We start from the raw sequence: 17,591 nt of genomic DNA, 5'->3' as shown, positions 1-17,591 counted from the left end.
GTGATTCTGACGAATCAGGGCCTCAACCTAGGAAAGCGCGAAATGCCGCTTCCACGAGCGCAGGCACAGGGTGCCGGCGCCAACCTATGGTAATACAAAGACGATCCTGCACAGTAAGCGCAGAACCATGCCGGCAGCGATACCGGCAAGATGAAGACGGGTGACGACCGCAACGCCTTGTTCAATCAAGGTCCCGGACAGGCACCGCGATGGCACGCGCCGGGAGCAGTGCGGGAACGATTCCCACAGTAAGCGTCTTCATCATTGCACCAGGTTGCGGCCATTTCAAGGTGGCCGGGACGCACCGTGCACCGTAAAACCGCGCATGCGTCGGTATCATGTTCTTTACGCGGCATGGAACCTCGGGCTTCGGCGCCGCCGCGCGTGACCGCACCCTGCATGCGCTGCCGGCGGCACCGGCGCCATCCCGTCCACCGCAGCCTGTGCAGGCGGCCCGGCGCAGCGCTAACCCAGTCCCAATGTGAAGTCGATCCGTTGCGCCCATTCGGGGAAATCGATGAGCGGATTGCGGTTGCCCTGCCGCTCCTGGATGGCCAGATTGCGGTGCCGCTCATACTCTGTCGGCGGGAACTGTTCGTGCCAGGCGAGCAAGGTGTCGATGCGGTCGGCCGTGTATTCGGCGGCGGTGGCGTTGATCTGGCCCGGATTGCGCAGCAGGAAGTACAGGGTGGCGCGCGCCGCCACGCCCTTGCCCGCGCCGGGCTCGAAACGCCCCGTCTCGCGCTTGCCGCAGTCGCTGCGCACGACCTCTTCGAAGTCCGGAAAGTCGAAGTACGGAATATTGCCCCTGAAACTATTGCAGCCGCTTTCGCACGCGAACAGATGATGCAGGTCGCCGCGCATCGGCTCGCGCTTGCCGAACCAGGATTGCGGCACCACGTGCTCGCAGTTATACGGCAGCGCGGCCTCCAGAAACGCCTCTTCGGCCGACGCCAACTCCTGGCCCAGTGCCAGGCTTTCGCGCAGGGGTTGCCGCAGTTGCTCCCGGCGCCGGTCCACCTCGCGATCGGCCGCGATGAATTCGCGCGGATCGAAGGCCTTGCCCGAGTAGATGCTCTTGAGCCAGGGCGTCTTGTCCGGCCTGGGCGGCTGCAGGTCCACCCATGGGTAGACATGGCGCGACGGGTTGTAGGACAGCGGCGTGCTATGCGAGCCTTTGAGCAGCGCGCTCAATTGCCGGAAAGCGGCAGCGGGATCGTCCGCCAGCGCCAGCCCGTTGTAGAAGGTGCCGAGCGCCGATTCGTTGGCCGCCTTGTCGAAGTACTCGCGGCCGGCGGCCTCCCGCAGTTCGGCCAGCGCGTCGGCATCGGCGGCCGCCGCCACCGCCGACACCGGCGCGGCGACCGGGACGGCCTGCGGCACAGGCTGGCCGAATTGCAGCTGGATCGTCAGCGGCAAGGACACCGTCTGCCCGCCCAGCGCCAGCTGCAGCGAAGAATGAATACCGCCAGGCAGTACGGCGCCGACGCCGACTTGGGCCTGCTGGGCCAGCTCCTGCGGTGCCGGCGGCACGAGCTCGAACAGCTCCTTGAGCAGCTGGGCCTGGCTGCCGGCCAGCGGCAGCGCGCGCAGGTGGGCCACCAGGCTGCTGACGCGGATGCCCTCGTTGGCTACCCACTTCAGCGCGGCCTCTCCCATGCCGTCGTGCCACAGTCCGCCGTTGCTGGCCAGGAGATTGCCCTGCGGATCGGTCGCCGGCACACCGCTGTGGTGCAACGCGACGATCTCCCACTGGTCGTTGAACACGGCGGCGCCGGACGAGCCGGGTTCCGTGTCGGTCACGTAGTGGAGAAAATTGTCAAACACGTCCACCAGTTCGTTCGAGCGCAGCACCAGCTGCTTCACCTCGCCGCGCGGGTGCTGGATGATGTTCAGCGCATCGCCGATCAGCGCCTTGCCTTCCATGCCGAGCAAGCGCGACCAGCCATAGCGCTGCAGCGCTATCCCGTCAGCCGACAGCGGCCGCACCGCCACCAGCGAAAAGTCGAGTCCCGGATCGGTGATGAACAGCCGCCCCGGCTCCAGCGCGAAACTGACCACCGGCAACGACCGGCCGGTCCTGTCGTTCTGGTAGTCGAACTCGATCACGCTGTGGGCCGCGTCGGCGGCGCTCGCGAGCACATGGTTGTTGGTCATCAGCAGCGAAGGCGACACCAGAAAGCCGGTGCCGAAGCCGAGCGTGTGGCCGCCGGCGTCGCGGATATGGACCCGCCCGATGGAGCGCGACACCGCGAGGGCGTTCTCGAGGAAATTGATGTCCAGGAAATCGCTTTTGTTGATCACGCGCTCCAGGCCGATCTTGCTCACCAGCGGCAAGGCGACACCGGACGCTGGCAATCGCGTCTCGACGGTCGCCTTGGTGGCCACTTCCGCCAAATGGTCCAGCCGCTTCTGCACCCGTTCCGGCGGCTCGGTGCCGCGCAAGCCCATCCTGTCGATCCAACGCTGTGCCGCCCGCTGCCAAAGCTCTTTCTTGCCCATGTGCGCCTCCCCCGGTGAATGATGCGACGGTCGTGCCGCTAAAAATCGCCGTGCCCCACCATGGTATCTTTTTAATATTTTTCAATTCTCACCGATTGTCACAGCAGCGCCACGATTTCGGGGCCTCAGACGTGCACCACGCACGAGCAGCCCAACGCATCACCGGCGCAGCGGGCGCCAGCGCGTTGCATCGTGGCAGCCATATGCAACGCTGCTGCGGGCGCGACCATGCGCGCGTTTCGGGGAGGGGCAACACGTTTGACATGCCTCTGGAAGGGCACGGCTTGGGTACTACGCGATGCGATGGGAACCGCAGGCCACCAAATGGATCAGGAACGCGGGACGGCGCCTTCATCCCAACCGCGGTGCCTTTACCGGCTGGCGAAAGGGCGCCATGCGCCCCGGTCCTCCGGCACGAGACTACGCAGGATCGGAAGCGTCAGTGCTTTTTCGCGCCGTCCGAGGTTTCCGCCCGGGCGCTGCAGGACGCCAGCTGGACAGACTCGACCGCGTACAGCGGGTACACCTGCTCGTATCGGTAACACGACTCCTCCCACACGCAAAATACGCCAGGCTCGGGGCCATCCTTGAACGGATACGCATCGACAAGCCCGACGACATCCAGTGCCGGGCCACCGCATTTGAGCCGCACCACGTCGCCTTCACGATAGCCGATGATGCCACTTCCGCCCAGATAGCCGGCCGTCTTGTTCAGCGCGTCCAGCCTGGCGCGCAAGTGTAGGCGCAAAACTTGATCATAGACGACCCGTTCAGCGAAGTCTCCCGCCGTGCGGGCTTTCGCTTTGAAGTTGACGAGCAGATGCGACTCTGCCGAGGTCAGGCCAACCAGGGTTTCCTCACCTTCCGAATTGAGTGTCAGCGCGCCGAGGGTGCGCAGAAACGCGCGGTCCTCTTCAATCAGATTCAACATGGAATACTTGCCATACTTATCAATCGGTATCGGTCACACGCAGCCGGGTGTCCTCGGTTGCGCGCGTGCCGCATCGGGTCCGCCCACCGGGTGCGCACCCGTCACTATTTTACGCTCCGGGGAAAGTTGTTGCGCCACGTTGCTTAGGCGGGCAAACGATCGTATCCACGCGACAAGGCTCCCCATACCTCATCAACATCACTATTCAGTGCGCTCCCCGCTTCAAGGGTTCGCGGGCACTTCCGGCAGCAACGTGCCGGACTGCGCCGGCACGGGAGCGCTGGGGGCGGGACGCTGGCGCAATTGCCGGGGCCAGACGAAGGCGTTGTTGCGCAGCGTGGGCCGGAGGATCAACAGGCCCCATAGAAACTTTCGTTGGCCCAGTGGCCAATTGGCGCCGCTTGGGTCTCCGGGCAACGCGGCTCCTGCAGCGCCGAGTTGTGCCGCGCCCCGCACTCCCTGACGGCGTGTAGCCGTTTCATCCCCTGCGGCCAATCCGGAGCGCGGCGCATTACCACGATCAGTGATGGCGTCGCTCGGCCAGGCCCCGCCGGTACCGGTACTCGTTGTTCGACACAGGCCGAATGGACGCGACTGATGGTCCCCCATCGACCACTGCAGCGTCCGGGTACCTGACAGTGCGGTGACAATTCAATAGATTCGACCAGCTTCCCGTCGGCCATACTATTGGCTCAGCGCAATTAAAGGGAGCATCAATGAGCAGGGAAATTGTGACAGTCGACGCCAACAACACGCTGTACGTAGTGATCGAAACGGACACCCTCGTCCCCGCCAACAAACCCCATCCGGCAGCCCTTCCGCCGCTTCGTCGCTGCAGCCACAAACTGAAGGATAGCGACGTCGAGGTACAGGCTTTCAGCGACGGCGACACGCGCTATTTCGAATTCCTCGATCAGTCCTTAAACGTCGTCAGGCTGGACATTGTCGCCATGGACTAGGACATTCTCACCGTAGCCTACGGCTACGCCGTCGAGCAAAACGATGGGATCGGCCAGCGCCCCCCAACTTTGCAGGGTGTCCACTCCTGTTGCACGCCCACCATTAGTGAGCGCTATCCAGCACACAACTTCTCATACGCTAGACTATAATTTTGGTATCAACCTTTGACCGTTTGCGGAGCACGCATGGATGAGTTCTGTGAAGGCGACCTGGTCTGCCTCAAGTGCGGCGGCCCGGAGATCGAGGTGCTGTGCACCGTGGAAGCGTACCCTTTTGATGAGGGTCCCGCGCCGGCAATATTCTGCATCTGGGTCGGCAAACACTTCCATATCGAACAGGCCTTCCCCCCCTACGTGCTTGAACGGGTGCACAGCGAGCACCCACCATACGAGCGGCGCCGTTATCAGCGATAATTCACGGCGGCGACCGGGTTTCCCACAAAGGGTGTCGCATTCAACGCACTCCGGGTAGGGAACGAAATCACCATTCTGCGTCCCGGCAGCTTCGAATAAGCTGGCGGCGCTGCCATGCAGGCGACCGGCGCAGTGCCACCAGGTCCCCTCGGTGCCGGCATGGTGAATTCCGCTCAGCCGAGAACGTCTGGCGCTTAGCCCTTCTCATATTGGAAGCACTGCACCGCTGCGAAAGCCGCGGCGGTTTTCGCATGCGCGGCCGTCATCCGGTCAAACAAGTCACGCGCCATCAGGCTGTAGACCTCGACTTTGACACATTCGCTTAATTCGTAGGCGACGGCCTGCTCCTCCGCGAGCGCCACGGCGAAGTCGCGATACGCGGCCCGCCCTTCGGGGCGATAGATGGACATTGCGGGCCTCCCGTAAAAAGCGCCATGGGGCTATGGTTTGCGGCCTCGTCCGTGCAGCGCTGCCGTGCCGCTGGCTACCCGCGACGGCGGTCGTAATTAATCAAGCGCACGATAACGGCAGCCGGTACGCCGTGCGCTCTCAGGTAGATGGTGGACGCCTGGTACCCTGCCTTGAAATGCAAGTCGAATCCGTGGCTGACCACGGTAGCCAAGGCTGTATTGACGCGCCGATCAGGATTGCGACCAGGCAGTGCGAAGCATTGCGCTGCCTGAGCAGAAAAATGGCCCAAGTCTCCTCCAAAAACACCAATGGCTTTGCAAGCGACGAGCAGCCATGATACGGACTTGGCCTTCATGCGATATGCTCTGCATAGCCTTTCACAGTAGCACACTGCAAGGCAATACTTGTTTTTGGTTTTAAGATTTTTATGTTGGCCTGTGTCAAAAAGTACACCAATTTCGCCATCCATGCGCGAACAGATCTTCCGGGGATTGTCGGCTACACGTCACAGGCTGATGGCGATGCGCACGGCGCCAACGGCAGGGGTACCGCCAGGCCTTATCCCGGAAAAGCGAGATGAAGGGCGTGACCGCCTTGCGGGCAAAAGCACCAATGTGAATTCCGTTCCGCGCTGCAGTCCTTAACCGGCTCAGTCGACTGGCGCTTGCTGCCCTGGCGCGGCATCGTAATGGCACTGCGCCGGGAACTCCAGAGCGCCAACGCTACGCAAGGGGCGCACCGCCAGTTTTACCGTGTCGTAACTGCCGCGGTATCCTTGCTGCTGCAGTTCCTGAAACAAGATGCGCGCCGAGTAGTTAACATTGGGCGGCCGTTCCTTGAGCCAGGCTTGATACGGTGCCAGTAGCAGCGTCACGCTCTGCTCGCGCCGGTACGGTGCCCACTGCTGCTTGCGCACTGCGACCCGTACCGTCTTGCGGTCCAGATCCAGCTCGCGGGCAATCGCAGAGATCGATATGCCTGTCGCAGCCATTTGGGTTATTTGTTCCCAACATTCCTTGCTGATCACGTTATATCCTCCGCATTCGACAGAGACGCGGATAGTTTAACGCCACTGGGACCGGCAAGGTCAACTGAAAACTCCGAGCTTTACCTTCTGTTTTTCGATTGTCCCCAAGATTTGCTTCCCCCGGGGCCGAACTGATTCCTAGCGGCGTTTCAATTCCGTAGCGCGCGTCCCATCGGGACTGTTCGGCACCCACGAATTGGGATGGTGGAGCGTCCGCCGATCCACAGGGTTCGACGCCTTCTTGCAGTTCAGGCGCGATTGCGCGATGACGGTGCGGGCCGCCGTCAGCCCCAGCACGGCCATCACCCCCGCCACGCCCAGGTCCGGCCAACTGGTCCCGGTACCGAACACGCCAAGCACGGCCAGCATGACCGCGACGTTGCCGATCGCATCGTTGCGCGAACACAGCCACACCGAGCGCATATTGGCGTCGCCATCGCGGAAGGCATAGAGCAAGAGTGCGACTGAGCCGTTCGCGGCCAGGGCGATGGAACCGATGACACCCATGGTGGCGGGTCGGGAGCGGTACCGACGGCGATACTCCACGCGGCATTTCCCAACACGAGAACGCCGTAGGCGCCCATCATGAAGCCCTTGGCCAGCGCAGCACGCGAGCGCCACACGGCGGCCATGCCGAGCGCGAACAAGGACAACCCGTAGTTGGTGGCATCGCCAAAGAAGTCGATCGCGTCGGCCAGCAGCGACACCGAATCGGCGCGCAATCCGCCCAGCAGCTCCACACCGAACATCGCGGCATTGATGAACAACGCCACCCACAAGATGCGCCGGTAGCGGGGATCGACTGGCGGCTTGCTCGACGCGCAACTGTCATCGCAGCAATCGGACATGATTTACTCCCGGAAATTTGGGTGAAGCGGCTGGTTTGAACCGCTTTGCGAAACGCATATATTGCGCGGACAACACTAACAGCTTAAGCAGCGTAACCGATATCAGCCCGCCGGTCACCACATTGGTCCAGTGCCGCTGCGCGTCGGCGCCAGCACCGGTGGCAGCAAGGTCGATTCCACCGGCGCTGACGTGTCACTCAACCATAGCGAGACAGTGGGCTGCCGGCGCTACAGCGACCTGTCATCGAGCACCCGCTTCCTTACCAGGCGCAGCAACTTGTCCCCGCTCAGCAATCCGATCCGCGCGACATCCATCTTTGGATACAACGCGCCTCCGCTACGACCTGTGCGCACGAACAGTTCCCCGTCGCAGGTTCTTCTTGTAGTGACGTAGCCAATCGCGAACATGTGCGCCAGGCACCCGTCGTGCAGGCAACGCTTATCGGTGCAATCGCTGCGAACTGACTGGCCGGGTGCCGGGCTGAAACGGTAGCACCACGCGGCCGTTCGGCGCAGCGGGCGCCGTCAGCTTAAACACCGCGATGGCCGCGCGCAGGCGCTCGGCCTGTTCGCGCAGGCTGTTGGCAGCCTGCGCCGACTGCTCCACCATGGCGGCGTTCTGCTGGGTGTTGCGGTCCATGTCGGCCACGGCGTGGTTGATCTGGTCAATGCCGCTGCTCTGCTCCGCGCTGGCCTCGGCCATGTCGGCCATGATGCCGTCCACCTGGCGCACCGAGGCGACGATGCTCTCCATGGTCTCGCCGGCTTCGGCCACTTGGCGGTTGCCCGCCTCCAGGCGCTGCACGGTGTCGTCGATCAGCTGCTTGATCTCCTTGGCGGCCGCCGCCGAGCGCTGCGCCAGCGCCCGCACCTCGCACGCCACCACGGCAAAGCCCCGCCCCTGCTCGCCGGCCTTGGCCGCCTCCACCGAGGCGTTCAAGGCCAGCAGGTTGGTCTGGAAGGCGATGCCGTCGATCAGGCTGATGATGTCCTCGATGCGCTTGCCGGCCCTGCTGATCTCGGCCATCGTCGCGCCCACCCGCGCCACGGCTTCGCCGCCGCGCGCGGCTACCGCCGTGGCCTGCCCCACCAGCTGGCTGGCCACCCGGGCGTTGCCGGCGTTCTGGCGCACGGCCAGCGCCAGCTGCTCCATGCTGGAGGCAGTGTCCTCCAGGCCGGCGGCCTGCCGCTCGGTGCGCATCGCCAGGTCCGCATTGCCGTCGGCGATCTCGCGCGTGGCGGCAGCCATGGTGTCCACGTTGCCGCGCACGTCGCCCATCATGGCCACCAAGTTGACGTTCATCTGCTGCATGGCGCGCAGCATCTGGCCCACGTCGTCGCGGCGGCCGGTGGCGATAGTGCCGCTCAGGTCCCCGCCTGCGATGGCGCGCGCTGCCTCGACCGCCCTTTGCATGGGGATGCCGACGCCGTGCCGCACCGTGAACTCCAGCAGTGCGATAGCGGCCACGCCAAGCGCGCCGGCCGCGGTGAAGAAGGCGCCCAGGCGCCCGCAGAGCTGCGTCAGCCCGGCCACGCCTACGGCGGCAAACAGCATGGCGATGGCCGCCAGCGCGCCGGCCACGCGCCAGCGCAGCGAGGAACCCAGCACGCGCGCCGCCAGCCCGGCCAAGCCGGTGCGCAGCACTTGGCCCTGGCGCAGCGCCAGCCGCTCCGGATTGCCCCGCCGGATGCTGCGGTAGAGCCGCTCTGCGGCTTCCGCCGCCCCGGGCGCCGGCTTGCAGCGCACCGACAGGTAGCCCGTCACCACGCCGCCCTCCCGCAGCGGCGTGGCGCTGGCCTCGACCCAGTAATAGCCGCCATCCTTGCGGCGGTTTTTCACCAGGCCGTTCCACGGCAGGCCGGCACGCAGCGTGCGCCACATATCGTGGAAGGCTTCGGACGGCATGTCCGGATGGCGCACCAGGTTGTGCGGCACGCCGATCAGCTCTTCTTCCGTGAAGCCGCTCACTTCGATGAAATACGGGTTCACGTAGGTGATCCGGCCCTTGAGGTCCGTCTTGGAGACGAGGTACCTGCCATCGGCCAGTTGGTGCTCGTTGTCGTAGAGGGGGAGATTGAGTCGCATGCTGCTCTCTTGTTATGTGTTCGGATGGATGACGGGCGGCGCCGGCTCCCCGGCGTCAACCGGGACCGGCCGGGCCGGCCGCGGGCCGTGGCCGACATCCAGCCGGTAGAAATCGATGGCGGCCTGGAACGCTTCGCTCTGGCGTTCCCGCTGGCGGCCGGGCTCCCGCCCGCTGCGGGCCTGCTGCGCGAGCTGCTCGATGATCATCTTCATGTGATGCCTCCTGCTTCCTAAACCGCCTTGATCGGTGGGCGCAGCCGCCGGCGGATGCTGCGGGCTGACGCCAGTAATGCCGATGTCCGCGCCGCCGCGGACGAGCTTTAGCGCTCCAGCCAAGGGCCGAGGCCGCGCAGGGTGTCTTCGTCCAGTTCGCCCACTGCTTGCGCCAGGCGCAAGCGGCCCAGCAGGTAGTCGGCCCTGCCCTGCACCAGGTCCAGCTCGGCCGAGAACAGGCGCTGCTGGGCGTCCAGCACGTCCAGCGCGGTGCGGGTGCCGACGTCGCGGCCGCGCGTGGTGGCGTCCAGCGCGCTGCGCGCCGAGGCCAGCGCCTGCTCCTGGGCCGCCACGCGCGATACCCCCGTGGTCACGGCCAGGTAGCCTTCCTGCACCTGCAGGCGCACGTCGCGCTGCGCCGCCGCCAGTTGCAGCTCGGCCTGGCCGAAGCGGGCCACCGCCTCGCGCTGGTGCGAGTCGAGCGCGCCGCCGGCATACAGCGGCACGTTCAGCATCAGGCCCACCGAAGCGGTACGGTCGCCGTCCGGCGCCACCAGCGGCGAGAGCCCGCCGCGCTGCTGTTTGGCGCCATAGCTGGCCACCAGGTCCAGCGTCGGACGGCCGGCCAGGCTGTGCCTGGACAGCTCGGCGTTGGCGATGGCCTGTTCGGACTGGCGCGCCAGCACCAGCGTGCTGCCGCCGGCGCCGCGCGCCTGCCAGTCGGCCAGCGCGGCCGGCTGCGGCGGACGCGGCACGAAGCGCGCGGCCAGCGGCGCCAGCTGGTTGGGCGGCGTGCCCGTGGTTTCGCGGAACTGCGCGCGGCGCAGCTCCAGCACCGACTGGGCCGACACTTCGCGGGTGGTGACCGCGTCCAGCCGCGCCTGCGCTTCCTGCACGTCAGTGATACGGTCCTGGCCAACGTCGAAGCGGGCCTGGGCGCGCTCGCGCTGCTGGCGCACGGCGGCCAGCTCGGCCTGCACCACGCGCACGGTTTCCTCGGCCACCAGTACGCCGAAGTAGGCTTGCGCCACCCGCAGCGCCAGTTGCTGGCGCGCGGCAGTGAACTGGGTCTGCGCCAGTGTGGTCTGTTCGTGCAGCTGGCGCCGGCTGGCCCTGGCGCCCAGGTCGTACACCGGCTGCACCAGCTGTACGCTGGCCTGGGCCGTGGTGCCAGTGCTGCTGCCGCCGCGACCGAGGCTGCCGAGACCGTCCAGGCTGCCGCTGCCGGCGCCCGATCCGGCCCCCGGCAGCGCAGCCAGCGCGGACGAATCGCCGCTCTGGCGGTTGTGCAGCCGGTTTACGCCCAGTTGCAGGTTGACGCGCGGGCGCAGCAAGGCGTCGCCCTGCACCGATTTCTCGCGCCCCGCCGCCAGGGACTGTTCGTCGGCCAGGCTGGCCGGGTCGTTGCGCAAGGCCTGGCGGTAGGCCTCGGCCACGTCCATGCCCATGCCGTGCACCGCGCCGCCATGCAGCGCCAGCAGCAGGCCAAGGCTGCGGGCGAGGCCCAGGGCCGCAGGCAGGGTTTTCAATGTCATCTTCATTTCATACTCCTCAAGCTGCAGCCGGACGCTGGGCGCGATAGCACGCCGCATACAGGGCTGGCAGGAAAAACAAGGTAAACAGGGTTGCCACGGCCAGGCCGCCCATGATGGCCCAGGCCATCGGCCCCCAGAACACCGAATGGGTCAGCGGCACCATGGCCAGGATGGCCGCCAGCGCGGTCAGCACTATGGGACGCAGGCGGCGCACCGCCGATTCCACAATGGCGTCCCACAGCGGCGTGCCGTTGGATACGTCCTCGTCGATCTGCACCACCAGGATCACCGAATTGCGGATGATCATGCCGGCCAGCGCGATCACGCCCAGCATGGCCACGAAGCCGAACGGGATCTGGAAGGCGGCCATCACCAGCGCCACGCCGATCAGGCCGAGCGGCGCGGTCAGCAGCACCAGCGCCATCTTCTTCATATCCTGCAGCTGCAGCATCAGCAGCACCAGCACTACAATGACGGTGACCGGCATCACGGCGAACACCGAGGCCTGGGCCTTGGCGCTGGACTCGAGCGCGCCGCCGGCCTCGATGCCGTAGCCCATCGGCAGCTCCTTGTTCAGCGCCTCCAGCTTGGGCCAGATGGCGTTGGTGACGTCCGGCGCCTGGGCGCCGGCGATGTCGGCGCGCACCGTCAGGGTCGGGATGCGGTTGCGGCGCCACATTTCGCTTTCCTCGCTGTCCAGCGCCAGGCGCGCCACCTGCGACACCGGCACGAATTTGCCATCGCGCAGATAGATCTTGGCGTCCTTCAGGTTGTTCAGGTCGGTGCGCTCGGCAGCCACCAGGCGCGCCATCACGGCGATCGACTGGTCGTCTTCGCGGTACTGGGTGACCGGCGTGCCCGACAGCGACGCCTGCAGCGCGGCCTTGATCTCCACCGAACTCACGCCAAGCGCGCGGGCCTTGTCCTGGTCCACGTCCACCCGCACGCGCTTGACGCGCTCGGCCCAGTCCTCGTTGACGGCGCGCACGTGCGGCTCGCTGCGCACGACGGCGCTTACCCTGGTGGCGATCTCGCGCACCTTGGCCGGGTCGTTGCCGTACACGCGGAACTGCACCGGATAACCGACCGGCGGGCCGTTCTCGAGCCGGTTGACACGGCCGCGCACATTGGCGAAGCGCTCGTCGAGCAGCTTGCGCAGCTTGGCCACGACGCGCTCGCGCGCCTCGCCGCCCTTGGTCATCACCATCATCTCGCCCAGGTTCAGGTTGGGCGTCTGCACGTCCAGCGGCAAGTAGAAGCGCGGCGCGCCCTCGCCGATGAAGCTGGTGACGGCCTCGATGTCCGGGTCGGCCTTGAGCTGGCGTTCCAGTTCGCGCACTTCGTTCTCGCTGGCCTCGAAAGTGGAGGCCTTGGGCATCCACAGGTCCACCATCAGTTCGGGACGGTCGGAGGACGGGAAGAACTGCTGCGGCACCGCCTTGAACAGCAGCAGCGAGCCGACGAAAGCGGCCAGCGTGGCGGCGATCACCCAGCCGCGGCGGCGCAGACACCAGTCCACCACCTTGCGGAACTTGAGGTAGAAGCCGCGCTGGTAGACGGCGTTCTCGTCGTGGTGGGCATGCGGCTCTTCCTTGAGCAGCTTGAAGCCGATGTAGGGGGTGAACAGCACCGCCACCACCCACGACAGGATCAGCGCGATGCCCACCACCTGGAACAGCGAATACACGTACTCGCCGGTGCCGGATTTGGCGAAGCCCACCGGCAGGAAGCCGGCGGCCGTAATCAGGGTGCCGGTCAGCATGGGGAAGGCGGTGGCCGTGTAGGCATAGGTGGCCGCGCGCGTCTTGTCCCAGCCCTGCTCCAGCTTGAGGGCCATCATTTCCACCGCGATGATGGCGTCGTCCACCAGCAGGCCCAGGGCGATGATCAGCGCGCCCAAGGAGATGCGCTGCAGGTCGATGCCCAGGATCCACATGGCGAGGAAGGTCATGCCCAGCACCAGCGGGATGCACAGCGCCACCACCAGGCCGCTGCGCACGCCGAGCGAGAAGAAGCTCACCGCCAGCACGATGGCCACCGCTTCGGCCAGGCTCTTTTTGAACTCATGCACCGAGTGCGCCACCACGCGCGGCTGGTCGCTCACGGCGTGGATCTGCACACCGACCGGCAGGCTGGCCTGGATGCGTTTGACCGTTTCGTCCAGCTGCCGACCCAGGCGGATCACGTCGCCGCCCTTGCGCATGCTGACCGCCAGGCCCAGCGCGGGCTGGCCATTGAAGCGCATGCGCATGACCGCCGGCTCGGCGAAGCCGCGCCGCACCTCGGCGATGTCGCCCAAGCGGAAGGTGCGCTGCCCGGCGCGGATGCCGATGGCGCGGATGCCTTCCACCGAGTCGAATTCGCCGCTCACGGTCAGGCGCACCTGCTCGGCGGCCGTCTGCACGGTGCCGGCCGCGGCCACCGTGTTGGCCTGCGCCAGGATGGTGGCGATCAGCGCCGGGTCCACGCCCAGCGAGGCCAGTTTTGCGGTCGACATTTCGATGAAGATCTTCTCCTCCTGCTTGCCCACCAGGTCCACCTTGTTGACGTCGCCCACGCGCAGGAACTCATTGCGCGCCGCGTCGGCCATCTTGCGCAGGTCGGCGTAGCCGAAGCCGTCGCCGGTGAGGGCGTACATATTGCCGAAGGTGTCGCCGAATTCATCGTTGAAGAACGGCCCCTGCACGCCCTGCGGCAGGGTGTGGTTGATGTCGGCCAGTTTCTTGCGCACCTGGTACCACACCTCCGGCACGAGCATGACCCTGGCAAGGCCGGGCTGATATCCACGGTGTTTATTCCCAGCCCGCTGCCGGAGGATCTGGAGGCCTGGGGGCAAGCCGTCGCCGAACTGCGCGCGCTGCTGCCGCAAGCCCTGCTGGCGGCCATCCACCTACCGGCCGATGAACTGGCGGGGCCGGCGCCCGCCACCCGCTCCGCCGTCGACATGGATTTGCGTTCGTTCGAAGAGTGTGTTGCATTCGTCGCGCCGCAACGCGAGGCAGGCTGACTATCAAGCGCGATGGGGCTGTATGAATCGCCACAAGTCTACTAAATACCCCCGAGCCTTCAAAATGCCAATCGACTGCGTGATCTGTCTCGTCCAGATCAAGAGGCGCCTTTTACACGTGCGCTCGGCAGCCAAAGTAGTCCCCGACGGCTTCTGTGAGGGCGGTTACGTCCGAGGCATACGCTTCTGCCAGCGGAAGAGGCGCCCTTGCCCAATCGACGCTTCGTTGCAATATAATCTGCGGCCGGCTCTCGAAATATGGCCGACATCGAACTCCCGGACAACTTACCGATCATGACCGACCATTTCACGACACGCTTTATCGATGACCCCGCGGCATTCGCCGTACTGCACGACCGATTGAAGAAATGTGGCTACGTCACCGAAGACGACGAGCCTCATTTGAACCGCCCCGTCCACAACAGCCTGACCGAAGAGCGCTACCAACGCATCTTCGAAAGACACCATCCGGCGCAGTACACCAGTTTGAAGGTAACTGCCTGCGCCATCGATGTCGGCGACGGGTTTCCTTCCTTCTACGTGATCTATGACAGCGCGCGGTTCGAAGATTCGCGCGCAGTAGAACATGAACTCATGCGGGTTGGGAAGCTCAAATAGTTCACCTAATTGCCCGATGTTATCGGTCGTCAAGATCCCGTTCCCGCATCAGCCGCAGCAACCGGTCCCCGCTCAGCAGCCCGATACGCGCGACATCCATTTGCGGATACAACACCGGCCCGCTGCGACTGGTGCGCACGAACAGCCTGCCATCGTAGTTTCCGCTCGAGATGACGTTCCCAAACGCGCACACGTGCGCCAGGCATACGTGGTGCCGGTAGCGCTTAGCCTGCACCACGCGCCACCCGCGCCTTGGCAACCACACCACGCCATCGACGCCGCCGTCGCCGCTGTAGCGCGTGCCGCGCAGCACCAGCAGGCCCGCGTCTTCCAGCGCCGACATCACTTCCTCGAACACCAGCGGGTCGACCGCGCGTAGGTAGGCCAAGCTGCCGGCGACTTTGCCCGCTACTCCTCCATGCCACCGTGCCAGAAAACGCTACCAGCAGGTCGCGCGGTTCAGTTCATTTGGTTTGCTGAGTCTGATAGTTTTCGAGGGGGTGGTGCCGCATGATGTACGGGGCGTGGCGCATTCCCAGAGGGCTGCTGGTAAACCGGTTCCGAAGCGAATAATCAATATCACGGAGGACGGCCCGCGAAGCGCTATTCCGGTGTATAGGTAATACTTATACCTTTCCATTCCTTCTTCTCGTAAAAAATATCATCGCGATTTCGTGGCCTGTCAATCTTGAGATGGTCGCTCGCGAGCCACTGAATATCAATCTTGTGCTCACCACGCATTGTAAAAATGTATTTACTTGGGTCGTTCGCAGAAAACACTGTACCGGCCTCATGAATTTCAACCGCCTGCACACTATCGGTTGTAGCTCCACAATCTCGCGAGAAAACAACCGCAGCCCTTTTTCCATCCGGCGAGGCGCTCTCTTTGATAACAAGATTACTACAATCACTGCCCCAACACCCAGAGATTGCGGGGATCGCGATGCATAAGATAGAAACCATTCGAAATTGGAATTTCATCTTTTTTATCCGATGCATTGGCAATATTCTATACCCCTATGGATCCATCTTTGATCTTCTGGATCGCACCCACAAGTGAAGGGCGAACTCACCAATTCAGAAACACTAGCCGAACCTACGGGACTTATTCTCTACTTGCGAGGGTCCCTCTCTGCTGGAACAATCGGCTCATCGCTTTGTGGTAATGATCGAAGTCCCTTTTTTACATCGCCATAGTCGGGGCAATCAGTTGAACCATGTTGCGCGAGCTTTCCATGCTTATACAAACAAGTTTGATTTTCCTCCCTTCCTGACGGATCGTTTGATTCATAACTAATCAAATTTCCTTGCTTGAAGGTTAGCACAAATAGTTGCTTTCCGTTTTCGTCCCACATAGTCTGACAACCACTAAAATTAGTACTTATCGTTCGCGGATATATAAAGAAAAAATAGCCGTGATCCTCAATAACTGCCGCCCGGCTTGAAGGTAATTTTTGACAATCCCCAAACGCCAGAACCAAGGTAGAAAAGCCGCACCCAAGGAGAAGAAGAAGAACGGCTGTTGATATAAGTCGGACACGCATATACACCTCACCTTTTCTTGCAACCGCATCGCTCATTATAACGATCAATAACATCTTTCGACTTCTTAATTGCTAGGTCAAGTGACGACAAGGATGGTAGTACATCCCCTCTTAGATGACGGGGGCTAGGGATTCCACCAGCCCAAGGTTGAAATCCTCTGTGGCCGGATGCTGCACTATCTTGTACCGCATGTAAAGCTCTGGCAAGGCCTTCTGGTGTACCAGATGCGATATTTTCGTTCACATAGTTGCTGTATAAATCTTCTGCCTGTTGCGGTGTTTGGTCGCTGGTGCCATCGCTCATGGCATGCCAATAGGAATTTTCTGGCTCTTGGCTATGAGGCCAACGATCAACGCCAGAAACCAAACTGGGGAGATCATTCGGAAGAGATGGGCCATCCTTACACTTCTCCGCACTATTCATAGCTTCCGCTGTAATCCAACGATGCTCGGCGGGACCAAATAGACCAAAACGGTCACTCCTTCTAAGAGGATTGCCTTCAACATAGCTATAGGTATTAATTCCACCGCGCAGACCTATTGGATCGCTTTCGATGTACCGCCCTATCTGCGGATCGTAGTCTCTAAAGTAATTGTAGTAGAGGTTGCTCTCTTGGTCATAATACTGACCTGGGAAACGCAGATTATAGGAAAACGTGCCCAGGCCCGATGGATTCTCATTTGGCATATTCGCACCGAACGGTTCATCAGTATCGGCGCGCCACACAGGCACACCAGCCGAGTTCGTAACTTCACGTGCAGTGTTGACCTGGTCTGCATACACATAGTAGAGCTGCGGAGCACCGGTTGCAATCGTGACGACGCTTGGCTGCGTCGTCGTCGCACTGCCCACGTTATCGGTGGCGCGCGCGGTAAGGCTATAGCTGCCAGCAGCCACGTTCGACCACGTGTAGGCGAACGGCGCCTGGATCACCGTCGCCAGCAAGGCTGTGCCGTTGAAGAACTCTACCTTGGAAACGCTGCCATCGCTGTCGCTCGCGACGGCGCTCAAGGCAATCGTTCCTGGGGCCGTCGCAACGGTCGGCGTTGCCGTCATCGAGACAGTTGGCGGCGCATTGCTCGTAACGATCAACGTCACTGGCGCCGACATGGTCGATGCCCCATTATGGTCAATCGCCTTGGCTGTGATCGTATAGGTGCCAACCGGCGCATTGTTCCAATTGACGAGCCAAGACCCCCTGGTAAAGCTCTTGTAGAGAAGTACGCCATTGCTGTAGTACTGAACCTGGTTGACGTGACCGACTTCGTCGCTGGTATCGGCCTTCAACACCACGGTGCCCGCGTTGCCAGACACGACCACCGGAACATTGTTTACGGGCGACGCAATGCTAATGTTCGGCGGAACATTTGCCGCCACGCGGACGGTCCACGGCGCCGAAGTGACCGTCGCTCCCCGGTTGTCGGTCGCAACCGCAGTCACCGTATACGTCCCGATAGGCACGTTAGTCCATCTGAAGACATGCAGGTCATCCATC

General features: G+C 63.3%; 17 protein-coding genes and 1 pseudogene. 4 read left to right on the top strand and 14 right to left on the bottom strand.

Annotated elements, in window-relative coordinates:
- Positions 1–465: 465 nt before the first annotated feature.
- Both ASD15_RS22715 and ASD15_RS22710 read right to left on the bottom strand, forming a co-directional pair.
- The gene (locus tag ASD15_RS22715; RefSeq protein WP_057157259.1) at positions 466–2,502 is read right to left on the bottom strand and encodes an endonuclease; all 2,037 of its coding nucleotides are present in this window, start codon (positions 2,500–2,502) and stop codon (positions 466–468) included.
- Between the two features lie 439 nt (positions 2,503–2,941).
- Positions 2,942–3,433, bottom strand: a complete 492-nt coding sequence (locus tag ASD15_RS22710) for a hypothetical protein (RefSeq protein WP_057157258.1) — start codon at positions 3,431–3,433, stop codon at positions 2,942–2,944.
- 716 nt (positions 3,434–4,149) lie between these two features.
- On the opposite strand from ASD15_RS22710, the gene ASD15_RS22705 reads away from it, so the two are divergent.
- Both ASD15_RS22705 and ASD15_RS22700 read left to right on the top strand, forming a co-directional pair.
- Complete coding sequence (locus tag ASD15_RS22705; protein ID WP_057157257.1) at positions 4,150–4,392, top strand: hypothetical protein; 243 nt, start codon at positions 4,150–4,152, stop codon at positions 4,390–4,392.
- A gap of 186 nt (positions 4,393–4,578) precedes the next feature.
- A complete protein-coding gene (locus tag ASD15_RS22700) occupies positions 4,579–4,806 on the top strand; it encodes a hypothetical protein (protein ID WP_057157256.1) in 228 nt (75 codons plus the stop codon).
- A gap of 194 nt (positions 4,807–5,000) precedes the next feature.
- Here ASD15_RS22700 and ASD15_RS22695 read toward each other — a convergent pair whose 3' ends face one another.
- From ASD15_RS22695 to ASD15_RS22660, 8 genes and pseudogenes are all read right to left on the bottom strand, one after another.
- The gene (locus tag ASD15_RS22695) at positions 5,001–5,216 is read right to left on the bottom strand and encodes a hypothetical protein (protein ID WP_057157255.1); all 216 of its coding nucleotides are present in this window, start codon (positions 5,214–5,216) and stop codon (positions 5,001–5,003) included.
- A gap of 74 nt (positions 5,217–5,290) precedes the next feature.
- On the bottom strand, positions 5,291–5,572 hold the full coding sequence (locus ASD15_RS32595) for a hypothetical protein (protein WP_157201088.1): 282 nt from the start codon (positions 5,570–5,572) through the stop codon (positions 5,291–5,293).
- Positions 5,573–5,866: 294 nt separating this feature from the next.
- A complete protein-coding gene (locus ASD15_RS32960; RefSeq protein WP_200954055.1) occupies positions 5,867–6,244 on the bottom strand; it encodes a transposase in 378 nt (125 codons plus the stop codon).
- A 138-nt stretch (positions 6,245–6,382) separates the two neighbouring features.
- Positions 6,383–7,092, bottom strand: a pseudogene (locus ASD15_RS22685) (cation transporter).
- Between the two features lie 439 nt (positions 7,093–7,531).
- Positions 7,532–9,178: a PAS domain-containing methyl-accepting chemotaxis protein gene (locus ASD15_RS22675; RefSeq protein WP_057157252.1), complete on the bottom strand. Its 1,647-nt coding sequence runs from the start codon at positions 9,176–9,178 to the stop codon at positions 7,532–7,534.
- A gap of 12 nt (positions 9,179–9,190) precedes the next feature.
- Positions 9,191–9,391: a hypothetical protein gene (locus ASD15_RS22670; RefSeq protein WP_057157251.1), complete on the bottom strand. Its 201-nt coding sequence runs from the start codon at positions 9,389–9,391 to the stop codon at positions 9,191–9,193.
- A 107-nt stretch (positions 9,392–9,498) separates the two neighbouring features.
- Positions 9,499–10,932 (bottom strand): TolC family outer membrane protein, encoded by a 1,434-nt coding sequence (locus tag ASD15_RS22665; RefSeq protein WP_057157250.1) that lies wholly within the window; start codon positions 10,930–10,932, stop codon positions 9,499–9,501.
- A 10-nt stretch (positions 10,933–10,942) separates the two neighbouring features.
- Positions 10,943–13,684 (bottom strand): efflux RND transporter permease subunit, encoded by a 2,742-nt coding sequence (locus ASD15_RS22660; protein ID WP_229418303.1) that lies wholly within the window; start codon positions 13,682–13,684, stop codon positions 10,943–10,945.
- A gap of 30 nt (positions 13,685–13,714) precedes the next feature.
- Between ASD15_RS22660 and ASD15_RS32590 the strand changes: the two genes are divergently transcribed.
- Both ASD15_RS32590 and ASD15_RS22650 read left to right on the top strand, forming a co-directional pair.
- Positions 13,715–13,933, top strand: a complete 219-nt coding sequence (locus ASD15_RS32590) for a hypothetical protein (RefSeq protein WP_057157249.1) — start codon at positions 13,715–13,717, stop codon at positions 13,931–13,933.
- 258 nt (positions 13,934–14,191) lie between these two features.
- Positions 14,192–14,551: a hypothetical protein gene (locus ASD15_RS22650; RefSeq protein WP_057157248.1), complete on the top strand. Its 360-nt coding sequence runs from the start codon at positions 14,192–14,194 to the stop codon at positions 14,549–14,551.
- Positions 14,552–14,570: 19 nt separating this feature from the next.
- Here the strand turns inward: ASD15_RS22650 and ASD15_RS22645 are convergent, their stop codons facing one another.
- From ASD15_RS22645 to ASD15_RS33565, 4 genes are all read right to left on the bottom strand, one after another.
- A complete protein-coding gene (locus ASD15_RS22645) occupies positions 14,571–14,939 on the bottom strand; it encodes a restriction endonuclease (RefSeq protein WP_057157247.1) in 369 nt (122 codons plus the stop codon).
- A gap of 215 nt (positions 14,940–15,154) precedes the next feature.
- Positions 15,155–15,532, bottom strand: coding sequence for a hypothetical protein (locus ASD15_RS32585; RefSeq protein WP_157201087.1), 378 nt, complete (start codon positions 15,530–15,532; stop codon positions 15,155–15,157).
- Between the two features lie 131 nt (positions 15,533–15,663).
- Complete coding sequence (locus tag ASD15_RS32580; protein ID WP_229418302.1) at positions 15,664–16,149, bottom strand: hypothetical protein; 486 nt, start codon at positions 16,147–16,149, stop codon at positions 15,664–15,666.
- On the bottom strand, positions 16,103–17,590 hold the full coding sequence (locus ASD15_RS33565; protein ID WP_082552064.1) for an Ig-like domain-containing protein: 1,488 nt from the start codon (positions 17,588–17,590) through the stop codon (positions 16,103–16,105). The genes ASD15_RS32580 and ASD15_RS33565 overlap by 47 nt, the downstream gene beginning before the upstream one ends.
- Position 17,591: the final 1 nt, after the last annotated feature.

This window comes from Massilia sp. Root351 (genome assembly GCF_001425045.1).
In the GTDB taxonomy this organism is placed as follows: Bacteria; Pseudomonadota; Gammaproteobacteria; order Burkholderiales; family Burkholderiaceae_D; genus Rugamonas.
Note: the sequence above shows the minus strand (reverse complement) of the source record. Positions and strands in the feature narration are given on the sequence as shown.